This is a genomic window from Spirosoma fluviale (genome assembly GCF_900230225.1).
In the GTDB taxonomy this organism is placed as follows: Bacteria; Bacteroidota; Bacteroidia; order Cytophagales; family Spirosomataceae; genus Spirosoma; species Spirosoma fluviale.
Window position 1 is genome coordinate 398,664 of record NZ_OCNH01000001.1, and the last position, 22,141, is coordinate 420,804.

General features: G+C 51.0%; 19 protein-coding genes and 1 pseudogene. 7 read left to right on the forward strand and 13 right to left on the reverse strand.

Annotated elements, in window-relative coordinates; all coding sequences use genetic code 11:
- The first annotated feature begins 175 nt into the window (after positions 1–175).
- A complete protein-coding gene (porU2, locus tag CRO74_RS01680; RefSeq protein ID WP_097124272.1) occupies positions 176–3,436 on the forward strand; it encodes a putative type IX secretion system sortase PorU2 in 3,261 nt (1,086 codons plus the stop codon).
- Here the strand turns inward: porU2 and CRO74_RS01685 are convergent.
- Positions 3,433–4,134 (reverse strand): hypothetical protein, encoded by a 702-nt coding sequence (locus CRO74_RS01685; RefSeq protein WP_097124273.1) that lies wholly within the window; start codon positions 4,132–4,134, stop codon positions 3,433–3,435. The genes porU2 and CRO74_RS01685 overlap by 4 nt on opposite strands.
- 164 nt (positions 4,135–4,298) lie before the next feature.
- Between CRO74_RS01685 and CRO74_RS01690 the strand changes: the two genes are divergently transcribed.
- Positions 4,299–6,242, forward strand: a complete 1,944-nt coding sequence (locus CRO74_RS01690; protein WP_097124274.1) for an asparagine synthetase B family protein — start codon at positions 4,299–4,301, stop codon at positions 6,240–6,242.
- Positions 6,243–6,248: 6 nt separating this feature from the next.
- On the opposite strand, the gene CRO74_RS01695 is transcribed toward CRO74_RS01690, so the two are convergent.
- The 5 genes from CRO74_RS01695 to CRO74_RS01710 all read right to left on the reverse strand — a co-directional run bounded on the left by CRO74_RS01695 (position 6,249) and on the right by CRO74_RS01710 (position 9,598).
- Entirely contained in the window at positions 6,249–7,421 is a 1,173-nt protein-coding gene (locus tag CRO74_RS01695) for a nucleotidyltransferase domain-containing protein (protein ID WP_245877729.1), read from the reverse strand.
- A gap of 58 nt (positions 7,422–7,479) precedes the next feature.
- Positions 7,480–7,917, reverse strand: a complete 438-nt coding sequence (locus CRO74_RS01700; protein ID WP_245877730.1) for a lasso peptide biosynthesis B2 protein — start codon at positions 7,915–7,917, stop codon at positions 7,480–7,482.
- Positions 7,889–8,176: a PqqD family peptide modification chaperone gene (locus CRO74_RS01705; RefSeq protein WP_097124275.1), complete on the reverse strand. Its 288-nt coding sequence runs from the start codon at positions 8,174–8,176 to the stop codon at positions 7,889–7,891. The genes CRO74_RS01700 and CRO74_RS01705 overlap by 29 nt, the downstream gene beginning before the upstream one ends.
- Before the next feature lie 195 nt (positions 8,177–8,371).
- Positions 8,372–8,512 carry a hypothetical protein gene (locus CRO74_RS31445; RefSeq protein WP_179830097.1) on the reverse strand — a complete coding sequence of 47 codons (141 nt, stop codon included), beginning with the start codon at positions 8,510–8,512 and terminating at the stop codon, positions 8,372–8,374.
- Positions 8,513–8,554: 42 nt separating this feature from the next.
- Positions 8,555–9,598: a T9SS type A sorting domain-containing protein gene (locus CRO74_RS01710; protein ID WP_097124276.1), complete on the reverse strand. Its 1,044-nt coding sequence runs from the start codon at positions 9,596–9,598 to the stop codon at positions 8,555–8,557.
- 329 nt (positions 9,599–9,927) lie between these two features.
- On the opposite strand from CRO74_RS01710, the gene CRO74_RS01715 reads away from it, so the two are divergent.
- Complete coding sequence (locus CRO74_RS01715) at positions 9,928–10,230, forward strand: hypothetical protein (protein WP_097124277.1); 303 nt, start codon at positions 9,928–9,930, stop codon at positions 10,228–10,230.
- A gap of 80 nt (positions 10,231–10,310) precedes the next feature.
- Here the strand turns inward: CRO74_RS01715 and CRO74_RS01720 are convergent, their stop codons facing one another.
- The gene (locus CRO74_RS01720) at positions 10,311–10,622 is read right to left on the reverse strand and encodes a DUF3817 domain-containing protein (protein ID WP_097124278.1); all 312 of its coding nucleotides are present in this window, start codon (positions 10,620–10,622) and stop codon (positions 10,311–10,313) included.
- A gap of 72 nt (positions 10,623–10,694) precedes the next feature.
- Positions 10,695–13,304 (reverse strand): M1 family metallopeptidase, encoded by a 2,610-nt coding sequence (locus CRO74_RS01725; protein WP_097124279.1) that lies wholly within the window; start codon positions 13,302–13,304, stop codon positions 10,695–10,697.
- 51 nt (positions 13,305–13,355) lie between these two features.
- On the opposite strand from CRO74_RS01725, the gene CRO74_RS01730 reads away from it, so the two are divergent.
- The gene (locus CRO74_RS01730) at positions 13,356–14,624 is read left to right on the forward strand and encodes an asparagine synthetase B (RefSeq protein WP_097124280.1); all 1,269 of its coding nucleotides are present in this window, start codon (positions 13,356–13,358) and stop codon (positions 14,622–14,624) included.
- A 36-nt stretch (positions 14,625–14,660) separates the two neighbouring features.
- Here CRO74_RS01730 and CRO74_RS01735 read toward each other — a convergent pair whose 3' ends face one another.
- Entirely contained in the window at positions 14,661–15,275 is a 615-nt protein-coding gene (locus CRO74_RS01735) for a 2,3-bisphosphoglycerate-dependent phosphoglycerate mutase (protein WP_097124281.1), read from the reverse strand.
- Positions 15,276–15,379: 104 nt separating this feature from the next.
- The gene (locus tag CRO74_RS01740; RefSeq protein ID WP_097124282.1) at positions 15,380–15,742 is read right to left on the reverse strand and encodes a hypothetical protein; all 363 of its coding nucleotides are present in this window, start codon (positions 15,740–15,742) and stop codon (positions 15,380–15,382) included.
- A gap of 1,016 nt (positions 15,743–16,758) precedes the next feature.
- On the opposite strand from CRO74_RS01740, the gene CRO74_RS01745 reads away from it, so the two are divergent.
- Complete coding sequence (locus CRO74_RS01745; protein WP_097124283.1) at positions 16,759–17,301, forward strand: hypothetical protein; 543 nt, start codon at positions 16,759–16,761, stop codon at positions 17,299–17,301.
- Positions 17,302–17,315: 14 nt separating this feature from the next.
- On the opposite strand, the gene CRO74_RS01750 is transcribed toward CRO74_RS01745, so the two are convergent.
- Both CRO74_RS01750 and CRO74_RS01755 read right to left on the reverse strand, forming a co-directional pair.
- A complete protein-coding gene (locus CRO74_RS01750; RefSeq protein WP_097124284.1) occupies positions 17,316–17,921 on the reverse strand; it encodes an exonuclease SbcCD subunit D C-terminal domain-containing protein in 606 nt (201 codons plus the stop codon).
- Positions 17,922–17,989: 68 nt separating this feature from the next.
- Positions 17,990–19,615, reverse strand: coding sequence for a hypothetical protein (locus CRO74_RS01755; RefSeq protein ID WP_097124285.1), 1,626 nt, complete (start codon positions 19,613–19,615; stop codon positions 17,990–17,992).
- 147 nt (positions 19,616–19,762) lie between these two features.
- On the opposite strand from CRO74_RS01755, the gene CRO74_RS31875 reads away from it, so the two are divergent.
- On the forward strand, positions 19,763–19,921 hold the full coding sequence (locus CRO74_RS31875; RefSeq protein WP_245877731.1) for a hypothetical protein: 159 nt from the start codon (positions 19,763–19,765) through the stop codon (positions 19,919–19,921).
- Positions 19,922–19,945: 24 nt separating this feature from the next.
- A pseudogene (locus CRO74_RS01760) lies at positions 19,946–20,644 on the forward strand (sulfatase-like hydrolase/transferase); the annotation flags it as partial.
- Here the strand turns inward: CRO74_RS01760 and CRO74_RS01765 are convergent.
- Positions 20,589–21,983 carry a Gfo/Idh/MocA family protein gene (locus tag CRO74_RS01765; protein ID WP_097125975.1) on the reverse strand — a complete coding sequence of 465 codons (1,395 nt, stop codon included), beginning with the start codon at positions 21,981–21,983 and terminating at the stop codon, positions 20,589–20,591. The pseudogene CRO74_RS01760 and the gene CRO74_RS01765 overlap by 56 nt on opposite strands.
- Positions 21,984–22,141: the final 158 nt, after the last annotated feature.

A 22,141-nucleotide genomic window follows, 5' to 3' on the forward strand; every position in this document is an offset into this window, starting at 1 on the left:
CCCCGGTTCGTTTACTTAGACAAAGGTCGCTCGAAAAGCCGCCCGGATAAACCCGATTCTTGCGGAGTTTTAGGCGCGAAACAGGCTGTCGGTTAATGCAGGCGATTCGGTATCTTTGATAAAAATTGGGAACTTGCTGCCTGATCGTTTACCATCGGCAGATCCACATCTACGTATGAAAAAAGGGTTACTGCTCTGCTTGTTTCTAGTCAATGCACTGGTGCTGAATGGACAAAGTCGATTCGGGAATGAATGGATACGGCCGGGTCAGAAGTACCTCAAATTTACCGTGAATCAGGCGGGTATTTACCGGGTTGGGTACGAGGATATTAAAGCGGCTGATGCGTCTTTTTTGCAAACCAACCCCGCCAGCTGGCAACTGTTTTTCAGGGGGCAAGAGGTTGCCATTCGGGTAGCTGGACAACAGGATGGCGTTTTTGATGCCCAGGATTATGTTGAGTTCTACGGAATTGGTAACGATGGGGCATTGGATTCGCTGGTCTATCGTCCACAAAAGCGACTCCATCCCTACCAGACGCTCTTTTCCGACAAAACGGCTTTCTTCCTGACCACTAACCCGACGCTGACCGGCAAACGAATGCCCGAACTAAAGCCGTCGGCGCAGGGGTTAACGCCCGAGCCGTTTCATGTTGAAGAGACCGTTCAGGCGTTCACGAGCGAGTACACGTTCAACAACCTGAAAGGACTGGAACCGTACTTGCAGCAAAGCTATTTTGAGCCGGGCGAGGGTTGGTCCGGCCGCCAGCTTACCGCCGATTCAGTTGGGGTTGTCCAACTGAAACTGCCGGGCCGAACGTCGGCAAATTGGCCCGTTACGCTGGAAGGCATGGTCAACGGGCGCGACAATTCGTACCACCAACTTCAGCTTCAACTCGACGCCACTACCACCGCACCCCTGGCCGTAGAGCCCTTTAATGGATTTTCAAGCCAGACATTCCAGTCCACGATTACGCCCACAACGATTCAGAATGACCAGCTTACCCTACGCTTCCGGGTCGAAAAAAGCGGCTTTACCACCAATTATTCAATTACGTATGTCAAGGTAACGTATCCGCAGGCGCTGGATATGTTTGGGCAAACCACTAAGGTATTTCGTATTCCCGCCAACGCCCGTCTGGCCGCGCAGCTGGCGGTCAAAAACGTGCCAGCTGCATCGCTGGCGTACGATATCACCGACATGGCCAACATCCGGCTACTGACCACCCAAACCACCGGCGATCAAACGCAGCTTGTGGTAAACGAGACCGCACAGAGCCGGGCCGTGTTGATCACCAATAAGATCAATAAACCGCTGGCTATCCAGCCAATCCGGTTTGAGACGATGGTGCCCAAAACGGCAGACTACGTTATTGTCACGCACGCATCGCTCCGGCAGTCGGCTGCTACGTATGCCGGTTACCGGTCGTCGGTGGCGGGTGGGAGTTATAAGCCATTTATTGTCGAGTCCGATTCCCTGTACGACCAGTTCAATTATGGCGAGAAAAGCCCGTTGGCACTTCGACGTTTTGCCGATTATCTGGTGGCGAATACGGCCGTTAAAAACCTGCTGCTCCTGGGCCGGGCAAATAGTTACCCGTATACCACCAAAACGGCCACCGATGATTTAGTCCCGACAATGGGCTACCCCGGTTCCGATATTCTACTCTCGGCCGGACTGGCGGGCTTTCCGCCGAATACCCCGGCCATCCCGACCGGACGCATCAACGCGACCACCAACGAGCAGGTGCTTACCTATCTCGACAAAGTGAAGCAGATGGAAAGCGCCACCTATAACGGAATTTGGCGGAAACACATCGTTCACATCAGCGGGGGCAAGTCGGCGGGTGAAGTAGCCAGTCTGCGGGAAGCCCTCAATGGCGTTGGTCGTATCTATACCAACGGCCTGTTAGGCGGGCAGGTGACGGCCTTCAGTAAGAACACCACCGCCGAAGTGGAGCAGATCAACATTGCTCCGCTGGTCAACGACGGCGTTAGTCTGGTAACGTTTTTTGGCCATGCCGGACCGGCCATCACCGACATGAATTTCGGGTTTGCCTCTCCACCCGAAAACGGGTTCCGCAATCAATATTACCCGTTCATGATCTTCAACGGCTGTGGTGTCGGCGAAATCTTTTCCAGCTTCAAAACCCTGTCGACAGATTGGCTGCTGGCTCCCCAAAAGGGCGCGGGTATGGTGCTGGCGCACTCCTACTACAGTTATGAACAGCCCACAACGCGGTACCTGAACCGGCTCTATACCAGCTTGTACGCCGATGCCAGCACATTGGGGTTACCCTTTGGCAAGGTACAGCAGCAGGTTAACCTGGCGCTGGAAAAAGAAGGTGTGGATGGGTACGACATTTCCGTGATCCTGCAAATGCTCCTGCAGGGCGACCCCGCCCTGAGTCTGTACCCGCTACCAAACCCTGACTTTTCTGTCGAGGCAAAGGGCATGTACATTCAGGGGAAAGTAGTGGGTAGTTCGCTTCAGAACAGCGATTCGCTGCGCGTCGTCGTTCCGGTAACGAACCTTGGCAAGTTCGTGGCCGGACAGTCGGTTGCGGTAGCGTTGACAAAAACGAGTAACGGCAGTGCAGCCACTACTACGCTCCGGTTTCCGGCATTTCGGTACCGCGACACGCTGGTATACACGTTCGCCAAAGACGATAGGCTACAGAAGCTGGAGGTGACGATTGATCCCGAGAATCAGCTTGTCGAGTTAAATAAATCGAATAATAAAGCCAGTCTGGACATCGACTGGGCCCAGGCGAAGACAAGCACCAGTTACCCGCCTAATCGATTCCCTGATCGCGTCGATCCGGAAATCAGCGTATTTCTGGACGGGAGAGTCAGGGAGAATAAAGCCATTGTTGGCGTAAACCCACGCCTGGAGGTGTTTATTCTCGATGAAAACCCGCTCTCTTCAGGTGATACAAGTGCCGTTGAGGTCTACCTGAAAAGTTGCGCCAGTTGTTCGCCCAACAAACTGCCGTCGACTCAGTTCACCGTATCGTCGGTTTCGGCCAACCAGCTTCGGGTAGCGGCAACCGTAGCGCTTCAGGCGGGGGGGAGCTATCAACTTATTGTTTTCGGGAAAGATGCCGCCGGGAATCGTACGCAGTCGCCCTACGTCCTCGATATTGGCGTTGTGGCCAAGGATGAGCCCGTTACCGTAATGGCCTACCCAAACCCGGCGACTTCCTACGTGAAGTTTGACCTGAATCTGAATCTGACCGAATTGCCCACCGAATCCCGGCTGTTAATTTATAACCAGTCGGGTGTGCTGGTGTATGCCGATACCCTGTTGGTAACCACCGGCAAAAACACCTGGTTGTGGCAGGGAACCGCAGCGGGCATTTACCCGTATTCGTTTCGGTTAACGTACAAAGACGGCCGCACCGAAACCCATACCGGCAAGGTGGTCTGGCAGCATTAAGGTAGTCGATTGCTGGACAGTAACGTCCATTTCTGGCGGCTTCCCGATGTAATAGTCCCCTTGCCAATACAGTCGGGTGTGGACTGGCAGTAGGCGAGAGCGGTATTTTCTCGGTAAACTAGCCCCACGTTTGGTGCGTACATTCGAACGTATTTATTTAGTCCGATCAGCGTCGAGTCGTTCGGACCTACTACGGAAACGACGTTGTCGAACGACCGTTTATTCAGCGTAATGGATTGGCTGCCGGTTTGATAGCGAAGGAGTGTATCCGGGCGGGCGTTGTAGGTGTTCACATTCCAGCTGGTAGCCGCCGAAATTGGGAAAGTCAGACTCACCGTTGGGACATTGTTTTCCTGGCTGACAACTTCCGAAAGCGTTCTGTAAACGGTCCAAATGGCGTTTACTTTCCAGTCGGACTGTTCCGAATTTCTGGCCGATTCTTCGACCTGATACACCAGTTGACCATTGCGGCTGAATGAACTACTAATTTTCTGCTGAACCTGAAACGCCCGCGTTGTGGCCGGGCTCGTGATTGAATATGTTTCCTGGGTAACCTGATAAATCCAGTAATCGCCCGTTTGCAGCGGGAAATAGGCCGAATCGTCCGGGAGTAAGTCAGTTTCGGGCTGGCAACCTCCCAGCAGATTGAGTACAATCAGGAAAACAAGAGAGGTATATAGTCGGCGAATTTTCAGCATATTTCAACGGTAAAGCAGGTATCCGGCGGCAGGAGCCAGGGGTGGTTAACCTTGCCGGATGCGGCTACGAATGTACAAAAGATACCCATGTAAAGCCCTTTTGCCCATAAATTGGGTAGTTTTAGCGACTATAGATAACGTAACTACTGTGTTTATTCAAGCGTATGGGCGGAATTGCGGGAATGATTCGATTTGATGGGCAACAGGTAACCGACATAGATCGAAGCCGGATAACTGAGTTGCTCAAGCACCGGGGCCAGGTTGCCAGTCAGGTAGTAGAGGGAGGGTTGCTGCTGGCGTTCGGTGCTAAGCTCGATACTGCCGGTTCGACGTATGCAACCGCCGATGTAGACGCCCACAGCGGATCATTCAACTCTTCGCTTCTGGAAACGTATAGGCAGTCCGGTTCCCGTTCGTTCAACGACCTGACGGCCGATTTTGCCCTGGCTATCTGGGACCAACCCCGGCAAACGCTCGTCTTCGCCCGCGACATCATGGGCGTAAAACCGTTGTATTACGTCCATCAGCCCGGTCGCTTTGCCGCCTTTGCGTCCGAAATAAAAGCGTTGCTGGCCCTGAAGGAAGTAACCATCCGACCGAATGAACATAAATTTCGGGAGTACCTGACCTGGACCACTGAGTATGTCCCCTACGGCGCTGAAACTTTTTATGAGGGTATTTTTAGCGTGTTGCCCGGTCATTCTGTTGAGGTGAATGCCCGGAGCGTCGATGTGCGACCCTACTGGAAAATTGACCTAAACCGGTTTGCGAATTTGTCCCGTGCCGACGAGTATTCAGCCTTATTTCAAACTGGTTTTACGGAGTCCGTTAACCGACGGATGGCCGGTAAGAAACTCGTTGGAGCGCACTTGAGCGGAGGACTCGATTCATCGTCGGTGAGTTGCGTGGCGCAGGCTTTGCTACAACAACAGCAACGCCCGGCCCTGCATACCTTCAACATCGACACCGAACAACCCGCTGCCGATGAGCAGGTTTTTGTGCAGGCCGTAATTGACCAATGGCATCCTCACCACCACACGGTTCATCCCGTACCTGATGTGCTGGAATCGGTGCAGAAAATCAGTCAGTTATTCGACCGACCGGAGCATTTTATTATCCCATCCAGCTTTCACCTGAGTGTGTCGCTGGCTACGCAGCAGATCGGCTGCGATAGCCTGCTAACCGGTCACGACGGCGATAGTGTTGTAACAACGGGTTTTGACTTTCTGGAGCAGCTCGTAGATGCCGCCGACTGGGTGAATCTAAAAACGGCTTGTCGGCAGGTGATTGGCTTGCCAGGCCGCACTCTGACGCACATTGATGCAAATTGGGCGAACTTATCCGAGCAGGTAAAATTTGAGCGATACGCGCTGGCCGTCATTGGAAGCAACCTGAAAAAACGGTTTCGGGAGGAGTCGATTCCTAGCTTTCTAACCGTGTTTCGGGCGCAAAAGGCCGCACTTGGGCTGTCGTCGTCGGCCTTTATCACACACCTGTCGAAGCGATTGCTGATCCGACTGAAGGCAACGGCACCGCTTGCCAGCCCACTAAGTGATGCATTCAATCTTAGGGTGCCGCTTCGGGCGCAGCAAACCACGGAGGGGCTGGCGGCTAGTCGGGTGGGGGGCCAGCAGATGCCACTCAACCAGGTGGTAAACACGACCAACATCATTTGTAACGAGCAAATGAACCACATTGGCGAATACTACGGGCATAGCTATTCGTTTCCTTTCTTCGACAAAAATGTTATTGAGTTGTGCCTGGCAACCCCCCTTTCGGTCCACTTCGACCAGGGGCGGGGGAGGGGACTCATTCGGAATGGCTTAGCAACTGTGTTGCCACCTGCCGTTGCCAACCGACTCACCAAAGCCAATTTTGTGGAATACAGCACACTCTCCGCTCAGCAACTTCATCAGGCCACCCGTGCGCTTTTTTCGTCGCCTACCCATGCCATCTGGACGGTGGTTGATCCGGAAAAGTTTGCTCAGCTTGTGAAAACAGTCTTCGATGAGCAAGTGCCCGTGATTCGAAAGTCCCGCTTCAACTGGATGTTGTGCCGGGTTATTTACCTGGCACTGTGGCTGGACACCTTGCCCCAAACGCCCTGAAATCGGCTAGCGACGCGTTGGTAAAAAGCGCGTCAGGGACTGGCCCGCACGAACGAACAGGGTGATAAGTCCCAGTTCTTTGGGTACGTAAACAAACCGGTTTCCAACTTTGAAAATGCTGTACCTGAAAATTCGACTACTCAGAAACGTACCGCAAACGGTTAGCTGTTTGCCTATTCGCGTCTGAGCATTCAGCAGCAGGGTTGCCTGTTTAACGATCAATTTACTGTATTTGCTGGGTTCGTCGGCTTCCCAGTTTTCAGCGTACCGATCGGCTAACGAGCGAAGCCGGGACGAATTTACCAGCGACTCAACGGCCTTCGGAAGGGGTAACTCCCAAATGTGTACGCACCAGTACAGGCCTGCCAGAAAGACCTCCTCAATCCCGTATCGGCGCAGTTCCTCAAGCAGCCAGTTCCAGTTGATATCCCGATTATGGAGTGAGAAGTACAAATCGTTTATGTAGTAAAGCTGCTGCCAGACATTGTTGACGCCATGATGAACGATCAGAAGAACAATCTCCCGTTCGGCAGAAACGTTTGGTTGCGCACGAACGTAATTCAGGTCGAAGCGGGCGTAATGCCGGTTAAAGCACAGGATTTGCCAGTGCAGGTCAATATCAAAATGGCTGTTGTTAAAGAACGGCTTGAATAAACTGACTTCATGTAAATCGTCCAGAATTACCTCTTCGCCCTGTTGCCAGTGAAGTCGTTGCTGATTATTTAATTCATAATCATTGGCTTGTAACAGGCGAATAGCCCTGAACCCATCGTCCCGTCGAACCAGTATGTCAATATCGCCACTAATGCGTAGGCTACTGTCCGGATAGAAATGTTCGGCCAGGTACACACCTTTAAGGGGCAGATGGTCGATGTTATTTTCGGTTAGCAGAGCCGCCAGCTGGTGGTAGTGGTGCAGTTTCAGCAGGTTATCCGTGGCCGCTGTTCGGCATTCTTCCTGAAGCGTACGGATAAATGACGCCGGAACAGCCGGAATCTGGTAAAGCGAACGGTATAAAAACGGGGTGAGCCGATGCCGAACGGCCAGGGTATACACGCGATCCCAGTTGACGGCATGCTGACCCAGAAAATCAGTCAACCTGTTCTGTTTCTCAGGTGACAGCGAAACAGAACAGGCCATCAACAGTAACTTAACTTCGGGCGAAAAACTAACCACCATGGAGAAACGGATGCGAACGACTCGCGGAGAGATGTGAAAACGGATGCGCCATTGAAGCTTAATTCCAGTTCAAAATAGGTTTGAACACTTGGTTTAGCTGTTCGCCCAGAATCGTTTTGTCCTTATAGACGATCCAGGCATGAGCCGCAAATTGCTGGCTCTCCGTTTTCTGAACACCGATATAAATACGGATGGTCGGATGGTTTTTCAGCAGCCATTTAGCACTAAGGGCCTGAACCAGGCAGGTGAACCCCAGCGGTAACCGGGCGCTAAGTACCTGAATGGCCCAGATTACCCGACGAAGTTTTTCTTCCGAAAGCGCTTCGCCAGCCTCAATCCGACTCCGGGAGCTTAGAAATGTGCGAAACGGAACAACCAGCAGCAAGCATTTATAGGCGAACAATACCGCAAAGACACGTACTAAAAGTACCTTCTCCGACCAGCTTAACACGCTGAGTTTTGCCAGACTATACCTTTGTTTCGATAAGCTTTTCACGGGATAGGGTATCTAGAAACAACATCAACTCTTCCTGACACACAGATGGTTCTACATCAAATTCTGCCAAAAGTTCGTCCTGAATATCCTGAACCAGCATCGTTCTTTTTTCCTGCAACAGTGCCCAGATAAACCCGCCAACCTCATTCAACTCGTAATAATTACCCGCTTTATAGTCGAGGAGGATAGTTTCGTTGCCAATAACCGATGACGATTGATTGGAGACTAATTCGATGCGGGTGTTAAGCGTAATAGCCATGAACAAAGGTGGAAATAGACTGGAAGGTACTAAAAAGAGCTTGATTCACCAACTTAACATGCGCTAGCCGGGTAGTTGCTCCTACCCCCGCTGTAACAACAGAACCAACCCTGATTTAACACAGTAGCCTGCTTTGCTCACCAAGAGCAAAGCAGGCTACTGACTTTTTAATTGCGACTGTCGGGAGGCTCGGTATTAACCGAACGTACCAAAACCGTCGACGCTGGAGCCTGTTTTTAAGGTTATTTTTTTGACGTTACCCAGCGCCTTCAGTGTTGGAGTACGGTACGCTTTTTTACGCAGGGGAGTCGATATATCTTTTTTAGTCGATTTCATTGGTCGGGGTAATTAACGAGTTGAATAATTAAAAGAAAGGGGTTATTCGACAACTACACGATGCGTACGCGTTTGGGCGCGTTCTTTAACGGTAATGAGGTAGATACCGGTTGTGAGTTTACGGGTTGACTTGAGCATAAGAAGACCCTCATCGGTACCTGTCTTTTGTATTGGAATCAACCGGCCATCCGAACTATACAAGGCTACTTCGGCTGTTTGAGGCTCATCCAGACGTAACACAAACTTATTGTCGATAACTGGGTTTGGGAATATGCCGTACGAATCGCTGCGGAGTATCACCGAGGCTGTCCGAAGAAGAGCACTTGTGCCGTTTAGATCGGTTTGCTTCAGACGGTAATAGCTGGTGCCAAAATAAGGGTGTTCATCGACAAAATCATACGTATTTCCCTGAGTACCTTCTTTGGCTTTTACACGCCCAACGGTCTCGAATTGAACCAGGTCTTTGCTGCGTTCAACGACAAAGTAGTCGTTATCACGCTCCATAGAGGTAACCCAGTTGAGCTGTACCGCTTTGCCACTAACAGCCTTTGCCGTAAAGGCTGTCAAACTTACTGGTAATGGAGCGCATTGAGTACCCGCAAAAAACTCATACAACAGTCGTGTCTGGGTAGTCTGCGTATTTATATTGATGTACGTTACTTTAACACTCGTTATTGGCTGCGTAGACGTAAGTTCAAAGAAACTAAAACCACTGGCTGTCTTGGTCGTTACGGTGACGTTAGGCGATACGATCAACGTTGCGCCATTATACACGTCAATTGTTACACCGGCTAGATCGTTGGCCTTCAGATACAGCAACGTATTTGCCGGAACTGTCTCGTTCAACTCTGTGGTAATGGACATCGTAACAGACTGCCCAGGCGTGAGGGTGGATGTTAGAATCGCCGGTGTGTTAATATCCCCGTCAACAATATTGGCTGCATTATTCACTTGATTGGTACCAGTGCCATTACTATTGACGGACGTGCTGGCAGAGGTGTAATATTTTGTAGGGCACTGCGCAAAGCTACTTTGGTATGAGAAAAGTGCCAGGCAGGCAATCAAGCCATGTAAATATTTCTTCATGTGTTCAACGGGTTAGTATATAAAAGGAATTGGTAAAATAATTAAGAGTTTAATAACCTAAATAGTAAATATGGGTCCTAAATTATTAACTATTGGGTCATGTTGTTTGTAAGTGTAAACAAGGTATGTATATGTTGGATTTGTGAATAAGTAAGAGGTGTTCTTTATTACTGAATGGTATAAAATAGGGCGATATTTAGTAAGTGGTAGTGAATTAAGGGCGTACGATTTCTGAAAATCAGCCAGCGGGATTCTGGTTCAATCGTAATTTCTAAACCATTTGGCTGGTCGGGCGTTTAGTCTTGTAATACTCAACATAAATAGAGCGCATGGATAAGTTGCAGAAGTTTGAGCTGATGAATAAAATTGTTCGTGAACTCGAAGATTTACAGAATAGCCAAACGGCCCTGATCGCTAAGATTGGCAAGATTGAAGTCGACAACATGAATGGTCTAAACGATTCCTATCTGGAGCAGAACTTAGGAACCATGCATGAAAAAATCGCCGAAAACGTGGATTCCATCACCGAAATTTTCGCGCATTTTGAAACGCAACGTGACGAATATGGTGAGAAGAACAGTGCTGCCATCGCAGCCGCTGAAGCGGCCGCAGCCCTTGAGGCATTGAAATAGTACGTCAGATGATTTTCCACGCACATAGAAAAAGCCGGACGAGCAATCATCCGGCTTTTTCTATGTGCGTGTATCTGGCATTAGTCAGGATTTGCCGGTAAGTGTCGGAAGAAGGTATGATCGGCGTAGAACGTGCCACCGGGGAGGATGGAAGCCACTAAAGCCATGGCCAGTTTACCCAGCGACCAGCCGTACTCGATTTTGGCCTGAATGACGATCAGTACATACAGAATAAATAGGAGTCCATGAATTGGGCCGAGTACCTCCACCGCTTCCGGATAACCACCCAGCCGTTTTAACGGAACCGCAATGAATAACAGGAGTAAATAGGAAACCCCTTCGGCAAGGCCAATAACGCGCAGTCGGGTTTTGAGAGAACTGAAAAAAGTCATGTGAGATAAGTTTAATTCAGGTGAAAAAACGGATGTAACACCGACCATCCCGGTTGGAACAATGTCGAAGCTTTAAAATACCAGCTTGCTGGCCCGAAACGGGCCATCGGCCGCCTGGAGTAGCTTGGCCCGCAACCGGGTATTATACCTCGGTCGGTCGACCAGAAACTTGCGGACTAGTTGAGCCGTTTCGGGCGTCTGGTAGTTGGATAATGTTGACCGAAGCCACGATTCCGGAAAGAAAATATCGCCGGTGCGCTGGATTTCTTCCAGTAAATCTAGGCTTTGGGGAAGGTATTTTGCCGAAGTTTCGGCCCGTAGCGGATGGTGTAGATACCCCAGCGACGAGGTTACCCAGGCTTCATGCTCGCGGTTGGTTGCAGACGCCAGCGAGGTAAAAAAAGCGTCGCGCTCGGCTACGTTCGACGATAGGGCCGGTATCATAAATTCCAGACGATTCCGGCGGTCCGGGTTTTTGATTCGAGCCAGTTGCCGGGTCAGAATACCATCGGCCGGATAATCCCGAACAGCCAGCGCGAGTGCCAGTGAGGTGTAATCATCTTCGGTAAGGGTAACGCCCGCCGGTGCTTTCTGCTCGTTCCAGATGGCATAAAGCCGCTGGCGCGCTTCGGTGCTGAAGGCAACACCCTGGTAAAGTCGGAACAGCAGTTTCTTTTTGCCGGGAGCCTTCTCAGCCTCCATTGCCCGCCAGGCATCCTGCTCTACCGAAGCCGCCAGGACTGGCCGCTTATCGGAACGTGTCAATGTCCAGACAACATCCGACAATTGAGTGGTTAGTAGCCGAAGATTCAGCTCTTCGGGCTCGTTGCTGAGTAACGTCTGGTACGTAGCGGCCAGCTGTGCCGGACTCACGGTCTGCCCAGCCAGCATGTTTTCGTACAGGTTAATGTAGGCTGCGGCCCGCGTAACCGGGTTTTTGAGCATTGCCAACTGCGAGATCATGGCTTCATCGACCGGAAACAGCCCGTATCCCTGCCCCGATGAGTTGAACACCATGAACAGGGGTGCCGCTTTGCCAGCGGCTGCCGGTAGCGTAACTTCGGCTTTAGTCATGTCGACGGGGAGCTCATCAACGTGGTCGGCGTAGACCAGCGCGATGGTAAACCGCTGCGGCCACAGGCGATTTGTACCGTCTTCGCCCTTTTGCGAAAGAGTCAGGCGACGGATGGTGCCGTTTTGCTGATCGAGCTGGTACGTGAATTTCGGACGTCCCGTTTCGGTCACCCAAACGCGGTTCCAGGCTTGCAGATCGGCCGGGGTGTGCGTGTCCAGAATAGCGATCAGCTCGCGCCAGCTGGCATTGGCGGAGGTATATTTTTTCAGGTATTCCCGAAGTCCATTGCGCAGGGCGTCTTTTCCCATCAGCTGCTCCAGCTGCCGCATCATGATTGGCGCTTTGTGGTAGATAATGCCCCCGTAAAGTGATCCGGCTTCCTGCAAATTAGCCAGTGGCTGGCCGATGGGGTTGGCTCCTTCGGTACGATCGACCCCATAAGCCGCCGGGTAATGGTCGACCACAAACTGAAGGTCGTAGTTGGCGTCGGGCGTGGAGACTTCCATAATCTTATCGGCAATAAAATTGGCGAAGACTTCTTTCAGCCACACATCGTCGAACCAGCGCATGGTCACGAGGTCGCCAAACCACATGTGCGCTGTCTCGTGGGCAATTACATGAGCGCGGGACAGACGCTGGTCGCGGGTGGCGCCATTGTCCAGAAACAGGGCCGATGAGCGATAGTCGATGGCTCCCACGTGCTCCATACCGCCGTACTGGAAGTCGGGCACGGCCACGAAGTCAAACTTTTGAAACGGGTACTTGATCTGGGTAAAGTCTTCCAGAAACGTTAACGCATCGGCATGAAGTGAAAACAGCAGGTCGGTACTAAGCCGCAGCTTGGTCGAGTCCGTTTCGCGGTGGAGCAGCGTCATGGAACGGCCCTTCAGCGTGCGCGTAACGGGCGTGAATTTTCCGGCCACAAACGAGAACAAATAGGTAGGGATGAGGTTCGACGTGCGGAAACGAACGGTCTTGCGATCACCTGCCGGGGTTGAACCCTCCACGGGCGAATTGGTCATGGTCTCCCAACCGGCGGGAACGGTCAGCGACACCTGAAAGGTGGCCTTTAAATCGGGCTGATCGAAGCAGGGGAAAACCGTTCGGGTGCGGTCGGGAACGAGCAGGGTGTACAGGTAATCATCATTCCGGTTAAGGGATAGATTACCGGCAGTAAATTCAATGGAAATTACATTGTTTTTGGGCTTTAGCAGAGCAGTAGAAATCAACAGATGTTCGCTCTCAAAGACAACCGGAACACGGGTGCCATTAACCGAAACCGTCTGCAAATGAGCCCGTTCTTCCTTAAAGTCGAGCGGAAGCTGGCGAGCCGACGCGTCTTTGGGCCAGCGGGAAGCAGCCCAGTCGAATGTAATTGTTTCAGTAGATAAAATTGGCTGGTTTTTCTGCCCCGGAATATCGAACTTTAGTGCATATGCCAGTTGACTGATTGCCTGCTTTCTGGCCCTGGCCAGGGTTTGCGATACGCCCGGTTCCAGCATAGCAGCATGAGTGGGTAAAGCCTGGCTGTTCAAAGACAGGACAAGTGCGAACGAAGTAACCAGCGTGGTGCCGTAACGAGTAATTTTTGGGAAGTTCCAGACCATGGGTCGGTTTGGGAATGGGTTTGCAACAGTGGGTCAAAAATAATGCTCTCTATGAAACAGCGCCTATGTTTTCTGTTATTACTGGCAATTAGTAGCTGGGCTGCACCGGGCTGGGCCAATTCAATCCTCATTCCGATGGACAATCAGCAGGCCAATCACTTAAAAGCGTATGGCATTGCTTACAAAGCGTTGAAAGACGACCTGGACGTGGATTGGCTGCTCAATTACCGGGGCGGCAGCTTTATGCTCAAGCAAGTTCCGTCCATTGAAGCGGAATGCCGTATCCGGGGCGTTTCGGTAGAAGTTATCTCCGATGCCAGAGCCGCTTCCATCCGGCAGCAACTTTCCGACCCCGATGTGAACATGAATGTGGTGACGCTCCAGAAAGCGGCCAAGATCATCGTGTATTCACCCATCAAGGTGAGCCCCGCCGAGTTCGAAAATACCGATGCGGTTCTGTTGGTGCTCACCTACGCCGAAATTCCCTACGAAGTCGTTTACGATGAGGAAGTGCTGAAGGGGGACTTACCCAAATATGACTGGCTGCACCTGCACCACGAGGATTTTACGGGGCAGTATGGCCGTAACATGCACCGGCAATCCATGACCGATATTAAGGTGCAGGAGGATATTGCCCGTAAATACGGATTCTCGAAAGTGTCGCAGATGAAACTTGCGGTGGCCAAAGGAATTAAAGCGTTTTGTGCGGGTGGTGGCTATCTGTTTGCCATGTGCTCGGCCGCCGAAACGCTCGATATTGCCCTGGCTGCCGATGGTGTCGATATTGTGGGCAGCAGCTACGACGGCGACGATGTAGACCCCAATGCCCAGTCGAAACTCGATTTCAGCAAAACATTCGCGTTTGGCAACTTTACCCTCGAAGGAGATAACGGTTACCGTGGGTTCTCCACATTCTCGGACATTAACTCGGCCGGGGGGCGCGGCTTCGATCAGGCGGGAGGCTTCTTCGAACTATTCAATTTCTCGGCTAAGTGGGATGTCATTCCGGCCATGCTCACTCAGAACCATGAATCGATCATTAAAGAATTTTTCGGACAAACGACTGCCTTCCGGAAAGGTGCCGTTAAACCCAGTTCGCTGGTGATGGGGGAGGGCAAAACATCCGACCGTTACATCTATGGTGAGTCCGGGAAAGGGCAGTGGACGTTCTACGGGGGGCACGACCCCGAAGGCCTGCGCGGTGGGGGTGGGTTCAGAAACCCCACCGATCTGAATTTACACCCGCATTCGCCAGGCTACCGGCTCATCCTGAACAACGTTCTGTTTCCATCTGCCCGCAAGAAGAAGCGGAAAACGTAGTTATGGGTCAGGCCTATCGTTGGAGGCAGTTACGGCTTATCCGGGTAAGAGATGAAAGTTGCCCGTTGCCGGGTCGTAGTCGTACTGGCGCGGAATACCGGTTGCCAGTTCGACTTTCTCAATGTCTTCGGGGTTGATGTGTTCCAGATCCATTAATAAAGCCCGAAGGCTATTTCCATGCGCAACTACCAGCACCGGCTGGCCGGTCTGTAAGTGAGGCAGAATGGATTGGTTGAAATAGGGAATTACCCTGGCTCGGGTGTCGGCTAAACTCTCGCCGTGGGGCGGTCTATCGGCATAACCGCGACGCCACCGGAAAACCTGATCAGCCCCAAAGCGCTCTTCGGCTTCGTGCTTATTCATGCCCTGCAAATCGCCGTACATGCGCTCATTGAGGGCTTCATTCCGTTCAACGGGTAAATCTGGCTGACCTATCTGATCCAGAATGATGGCCATTGTATCGATAGCCCGTTGCAGAACCGACGTAAAACCAATGGCAAAGTTGGGCGGCTGTTTTGCCCTTAGCAGCGCACCGGCCTCCAGGGCTTCGTGTCGGCCAAGGTCGGTTAATGGCGTGTTGGTTGCACCGGTAAAACGGTTTTCGGCATTCCATTGTGACTGGCCATGCCTGACAATAACGAAGAGGGACATAAACGGGCTATGCGAGCAGTAGCCTTATTACCCGTAAATCACCGAAAATGTTCAGGAGGAAGTGGGTACTGCGCCGGGTTTATACTGGGCGCAGACCGAACAACCTAGGGTAGGTTGATAACTTCCGCGACAACATTCGTTTCAACGAGTACTTCTTTCGCGTACGACCGATGCCCCCTGGGCGACATCAGGAAAAGCTTGCCTCCTTTTACGGCAGCTAGTTGACTCAGTAATTTTAATTTGGACAAAAGATGTCTTGCTTCGGCAGCATCCGATTTTAGAATAACCTCGAAGTAAGATTCCTGATCGAATTGTTTTCCCGTCACATCGGGAATAAACTGTTCGCTGTCCTGCTGACGGCCATACGTGATTGGGGTTTGATACCCTTCGGCATTGGCTCTAATGTCATTGTAGCCGTGTTTTTGTACCCACTCAACTACTTTCAGGATATGCGCTTGTTTGCTCATGAATAAGGTAATTTAATTATCAAAAGATGGCTGTGGGTCGTTGAGTTAATCAACTGGCCAACAGTATTATTATTTAAGTGAAGTAATAAGAAGTCGACAAACAGAAATAGTTGACTTAATGACTATTTCAGAACTAACTCCAATAAAAAAAACGCTAAAATGCAGGCAGGCAGTCTATTGGCAAAAGGTAAGTCTGCCAGTAATAGAGCTACCAAACTGGCAGTAAAGGAGATTTATGTACAAAAAGCGGATAGGCTTCACCGCTTATTTATATAAACGAAGCGCAAGTTACGAAAGTATCCTGATACAGACGGTCAGTCTGCTTAAAACGGCACTTAGGAATTGACGATAGTAAGCGTTGTTTTAAAACTATAGTTATTCTACTAATCTTATATCGAATTAGCTTTTGTTTATAAATCCGCCAAATAGTAAATTTAGTTCATATGATGAATTTGGGTTAAGTATTTTTGTAGTGTTTTTACACCGTAAGATCTTAATATGAAGTCATCTTTAACAGAATCAGAATTATTGGCCGACGACGCCCGCCAGTCGGGCAAAGCTGGCAACAAAGCCAGGTGGTTTACCTTTGAGCGCGGGTGCCCTTCGTGTGGTAAATCATACGCGCTGGAGCGTGTACCACGTTCCTTTGTATTTAAATACATACTACCCTTCATCCCAACGCGTGCTTTCTACTGTTATAGCTGTCATCATTCCTTTATTAGAATCAGCTGAACTTAAGGATATTTCGACTTTGAGTATTTGTACTTATTTGGCTTTAAGGGATTTAACTCTGGATTGATCAATATAAGGATAAAATTAGGTACCTTCTTAGCAAAACAGGTGGCCAATAATCCAAAATAGAGATGAACCAGGAGGGCAGGCAACAGAAAACAGAGCTATAGTCTGCCCTCTTATTTTTTACAATTGAGTCTTACCGTATTCTGCGCATGTAGCTCATTAAAAAAGGAAATGCGTAGGTCTGTGCGCAGCTACGGGATAAATGCGAAATTTGCCGGATGAAAAACGCATTTAGCCTACTGCTGATCGCCAGCCTGCTTGTTGCCTGTGGACGCTCCGACAAGAAAGACGACACCGCCACCCAATCGTCAACGACCCAATCGGCGGCTGATTCCGCGCTGACAACAGCGCCCAAATCTAAAGATTGCCGGTCGGTGGTGGAGGCTGACAAACTGGGTAAATCCGATGTGTTTCAGGAGTCGGCTAAACCGATAACCGTAACGCTCACACTGGCCCAGGACACCAGTGCTACACAAACCGCCGATGGCTGTTATTTCAACAATACGATTACGGTACTGGCCGCAAAAAAATCGGGCAGCCAGGTCTTTAAACGGACACTGCTTAAGGATGACCTGCTCTATTTCATAAAAAGTGATGACATCGTAGAGCGGTCCGTTTTGCAGCAGGTTGTCTACAAACCCACTTTCAACGCCCAGCGATACATTACATTGTCCATGCAACTGCTTGAGCCGGTCAGCAAAAAAAAGGCCGATTACACCGTTACGATGAACTACTTTGGCGAAATCATTAAGGTCAGGTAAGAGCCCGGAGTGAATTACTTCCGAAACGTTGTAATGGCTTCTTCGTAAATGCGTACTCCGGGGATATCCCGGACACCATTGGCAATATCAGCTTTTATGGCTCCCTCGTCGATAATCCAATAGCCGTTGGGGACCTGGTTTGGGTCGACAATGGCGTATGTCCATTTCATCTGTACGCCTTTTGGCTTCGCTACCAGGGCCACGTCGGGCATCAGCCAGGTTGTTTCGCCGGAATGGGTGATGGGTGTTTGGCTGGCCGCCTGGGCCTGCTGGTGTTCACGTACTCGTAATACTTCCCGATTGTAGTGCTCAACGGCATCTTTGAGCGGTTGCATGGCGGCCAGAATCGGCGCGGTCATCTCCTTCTCTATCTCCATCCAATCGTGCTTTTGTTTGTCGAGCTGGCGGGTGATCTTGAGCCGTTCGGCCGCAACGAGTTTAATTAACTCATGGCCCTGCGCAACGTGCTTAATAAGGGCTTCCTGTTGCTCGGGTGTGCCGCAAACCGCCGGTTGCCGACGAAGAAAGGCGACGTAGTCCGATAACGAAGATTGAAGCAGTTCGCGCCCGTTCGAGTCGGTTAGAGATAGGTCAGTGGTTGGTTTAGTTTCGGTATCCATACCCCTAAAAGCATTTAGGCGGTATAAATGTTGTCTAAATCATGTTTAGAGCAGGTATTTTTGGTTGTTTATTTCGCCTGAATGAGTAAGTGTGTGATCTCACCTTTAGCCAGGCGAATAGGGTAGCCAGCCAGTAGAGCCCGACCCCTTACCGTGACGGTTTTCTGTGTTTTCGTATTGGTGAGTTTGTAGGCCTTGTTTTCGTCAATTGGATACCATTCCTGAAACTGATTGATTCGCGGGTAATTGATCGGCAAGCGCATGAACTCCCGGTGAAAGGCTGGCGAAAAACGAAGTTTACCAGACCAGGCTTCGTTGGCTTGTACGCTGATATACAGGAAGTTTTCGTTTTTTGCAGCTCCAATGGTAACGGATTCCTGCCAGTTGGAGAGCCAGGTTCCGGACGTTTTCCAGAGACAGTACATCAGCGTTGTGCGGGCAAAATTACCGTCGCCGTGCCAGCCTTCAATAATGCCCGACGGTTTCTGCTTGGCCCACATTACCTGCATCTCACTGTCAATCCATTCAGCCGCTGCGGGGCTTTTTTCGCGGAGGATTAAATTCAATGCTCCTTCAATGGAATCGGCATAGCCATCGCTGCTTTGCCCTTCCCAGGCATAGTTTTTATAGTGTTTATTCAGCGATTGCAGGGCCTTGAGCACCGCATCCCGGTAGGCAACATGCCCATCGGTGAGGTAAACCGTGTAACAGGCATTGAGCAGGTAACCCCAGGTGTCGGCCAGGGCCGGGTCCAGTAGTTGACCCGTCGATGGATTGATTTCATTGTAAAACAGCCCGTCGGCATTACGGCCTTTGTCGAGAATAAGGTCGAGCAGTTCGGTCATGTACGGTTGCCATTGTTTCTTTTTGGCCGGATTCAGTACGTGCATGGTGGCGTACACTTCTGACAGACCGGCAATAATCTCGCAGCCGTGGTCGCGCATCCGCAGGCGGGTGGAGGACCGGGTCAGGAGCCGTTTGTCGTTCAGGTAGTAATCGCCCAGCGCAACGGCTACGTCGAGGTACTTCTGCTTCCGAGTAATCCAGTACATTCGGTTAAGTACCTGAAGCATATCGCCGTTCACTTCCACATCGGCGCTGTTGCCGTAGAAATTGCCCGTCAAATGGATGGGGATAGAAACAACGGGCAGCAGATCGTCGAGTATGCCTTCCATGCGCCGGAACCAGGGGGTGTTGGGGCCGAGCCATTCGGTGAGCGGAACAAGGCCATCTTTCATGTATTCGGCACTCCCGAAAATAACCTGACTGCTGTCGACCGGTTCTTTCAGAAACCCTTTTTTTGTGAATGAATACGTATCGGGCAATCGGCCAATGCGCGAAGTCAGGCGTTGCTCGGTCTGCAACATGGTTTGCATTTTTCCGCTGAACAGGTCGTGGCGCAGTAACGACGCGGTCATGACCATAAACGGGTAATTGTCTGCGGCTGCATCGTAGGCATTCCAGAAATGACGGCTATCGGTCAGGTTTCGCGGGATAAGACCCGTGCCGGAATCGGCTTCGGCCAGCCAGCCGTTGAGGTAATGCGCACACCGCCGGAAGCCGGTGTTGGCCAGACGCCCATTGACGGATGCCTGCTCAAAAAATGAATTTGGCGATTGGGCAACTACGGGACTCGCCAGCAGGAGCGTCAGGAACAAAACCAAATAGGGGCGGGCGGTACGGCGGTACATCATGATGGGTTCATTTCTTACCTAAAACCAGGTAGCTACCGGTTGCCTACTCATTTGTCCGGAAAGTTGGGGCGGTGCGCAAAGTAGCGATCGAGTAGCGTCTGCTTTTTTCGGTATTACCCTGTAGAATAAGCAAAAAGGCTACCCCAAATGATAAATCTACGTAACCTGGTCCGGGTACCGCACTGGCTCGCTGTTGGATTGGTTCTTGTTGGTTTTCCTGTCATTGGTGCGCCCAAGCCGCCCCCTAACATTATCATTTTTCTGGTCGATGATATGGGCTGGCAGGATACGTCCGTACCCTTCTGAAACCAGTTTACGGATCTAAACCGGCGTTATCACACACCCAATATGGAACAGCTGGCCAAAGAAGGGATGAAATTCACCGATGCGTACGCCACGCCCTTATGTACGCCCACGCGGATTAGCTTGATGACAGGACTCAATGCTGCCCATCACCGCGTAACCAACTGGACTTCGCCCAACCTGAACACCAGCACCGATTATCCTGATACGCTGTTGAACCTGGTAGCGTCGAATATCAACGGGCTTAGTCCGGTGGCGGGGGTGGAACGAACCATGCGGGCAACGCCCCTGCCTGCGTTGCTCCGTCAGCAGCAGTATTACACGATTCATGCTGGGAGAGCACATTTCGGCCCGGCCGGAACCCCTGGTGCTGACCCTAAAAACCTCGGGTTTATGGTAAACATTGCCGGGAGTGAAATTGGGCATCCTGCCAGTTATTTAGGGCAGGAAAATTACGATCATCCTGTGAAGGGGAAACCGAACCGAAATGCGGTACCTGGTCTGGAAGGCTACCACGGCAGCGAAGTTTTTTTGACCGAAGCCCTTACCCGCGAAGCCCTGAAAGCACTTGACCTGCCCGAGCAGAAAAAGCAGCGTTTAACTGGACGATCAATTTTAATAACCCTCCAATATAATCCATCGCATACGGTACGCCTAGCAACTACTTGTATCAGGCTTGCAGCTCAGGCGGGATTGGCCCACGAAAAGCGTCTTTTTTTTCAATGAGCGGTAGTTTGACGGGCCGATTCTGCCGGGCTGATTGATAAATCGCTTCCATGATCCGCTGATCCTGCAAGCCTTCCTCACCACTTGAATAGGGCGCCCGATTGTCCTGAACACACTGAGAAAAATAGTCCATCTCGGCCGCAAATTGGTTTTTGGGAACGATGCTGACCGTTTCCTGCCGAACAATTTCCCCATCTGCCCTTGAGGTGGTCAATTTCTGACCCGTATAGGCATAGGCATTGTCCAACTCGTACCAGCCTCGCTCGGTCATGACCCGATACTTGCGGGAGTCATGAACGTTGTAGTGGGTAGCACAGTTAACCATTACCCCACTGGGAAACTTCATTTGCCAGGAGCAGACTTCTTCTACTTCACTGAATAAGGGGTTCTCGGGATCGCTGTAGACGTAGGCTGACACTTCGATGGGTTCCTCACCCAACAGAAAGCGGGTCGTGTTCAGGCAATACAAACCAATGTCGGGCAGTGCTCCTCCACCGGCCAGTGCTTTGATGTGCCGCCAGTGCCTGGGGTTGGCCGACGATTGGCAGTTGAAGGCGTCAACAAATTTAGGTTTTCCGTACTCGTTGGCCTGTATTTTCTTCCGAATGTACTGGTTGAAGGGTTCATAGTGGATGCGGTAGGCAATCATCAATTTCCGATTCGCCTTTTGGCAGGCATCAATCATGGCCTGACATTCGGCGCTGGAGTTGGCCATCGGCTTTTCGCAGAGAATGTGTTTGCCCGCCTGCGCTCCCCGGATGGTATACTCGGCGTGCATGGAGTTGGGCAGTACGATGTAAATAATCTGCACCTCCGGATTGTCCTTTAGCTGATCGTAGGTTTGATAGGTATAACAACTGCTTTCCTTGACCCCGTATTGCTGAGCGACCTTGCGCATCTTATCGACATTGCCGCTGACGAGTGCAGCCACTCGGGAGCGTTTACAACTGCTTAGGGCGGGCAGGATTTCGTCCAGCGAGAGATGGCCCAGACCAACCACAGCATAGCCGATGCGCTGATTGAGGGGCAAGGGGGTGGGCGTGGGGGCTGACTTGCGATCAACATCTGATTTCCAGACTTCCAGTTCGATGGGCTGGCTGACATCGGTGGGGACTTCTGCGGGAGGAGAATAGGGGGGTGAGGTCGAAATTTTCTGACCCGTTGGGGTGTCGAAGCTGCTTCTTGTAGGCACTGGGTAAGAAGGGGATTGTCCGGTTGATTGACAAGCAGCTGTTACGCCACTAACCGCCCCTACTGTGAGAAGGCTAGCCGCCTTCAAAAACTGTTTGCGACTAATAAACTCCTTGGTCGACAGATGATTCTCTTGCGATGCATTCATTTCGTTGAGCAGGTTATTCACTTGGTTTACCTGGCAGTATAACCCGGCGGATAAAATGGTTGTTAATAGAATTTTTAATAAAATTTTAATCCTATTCCACTTAAGATAGTCTGGTTTGGTTGGGTAACCTACGTGGGGGTCAAGCTTCACGATCAAAT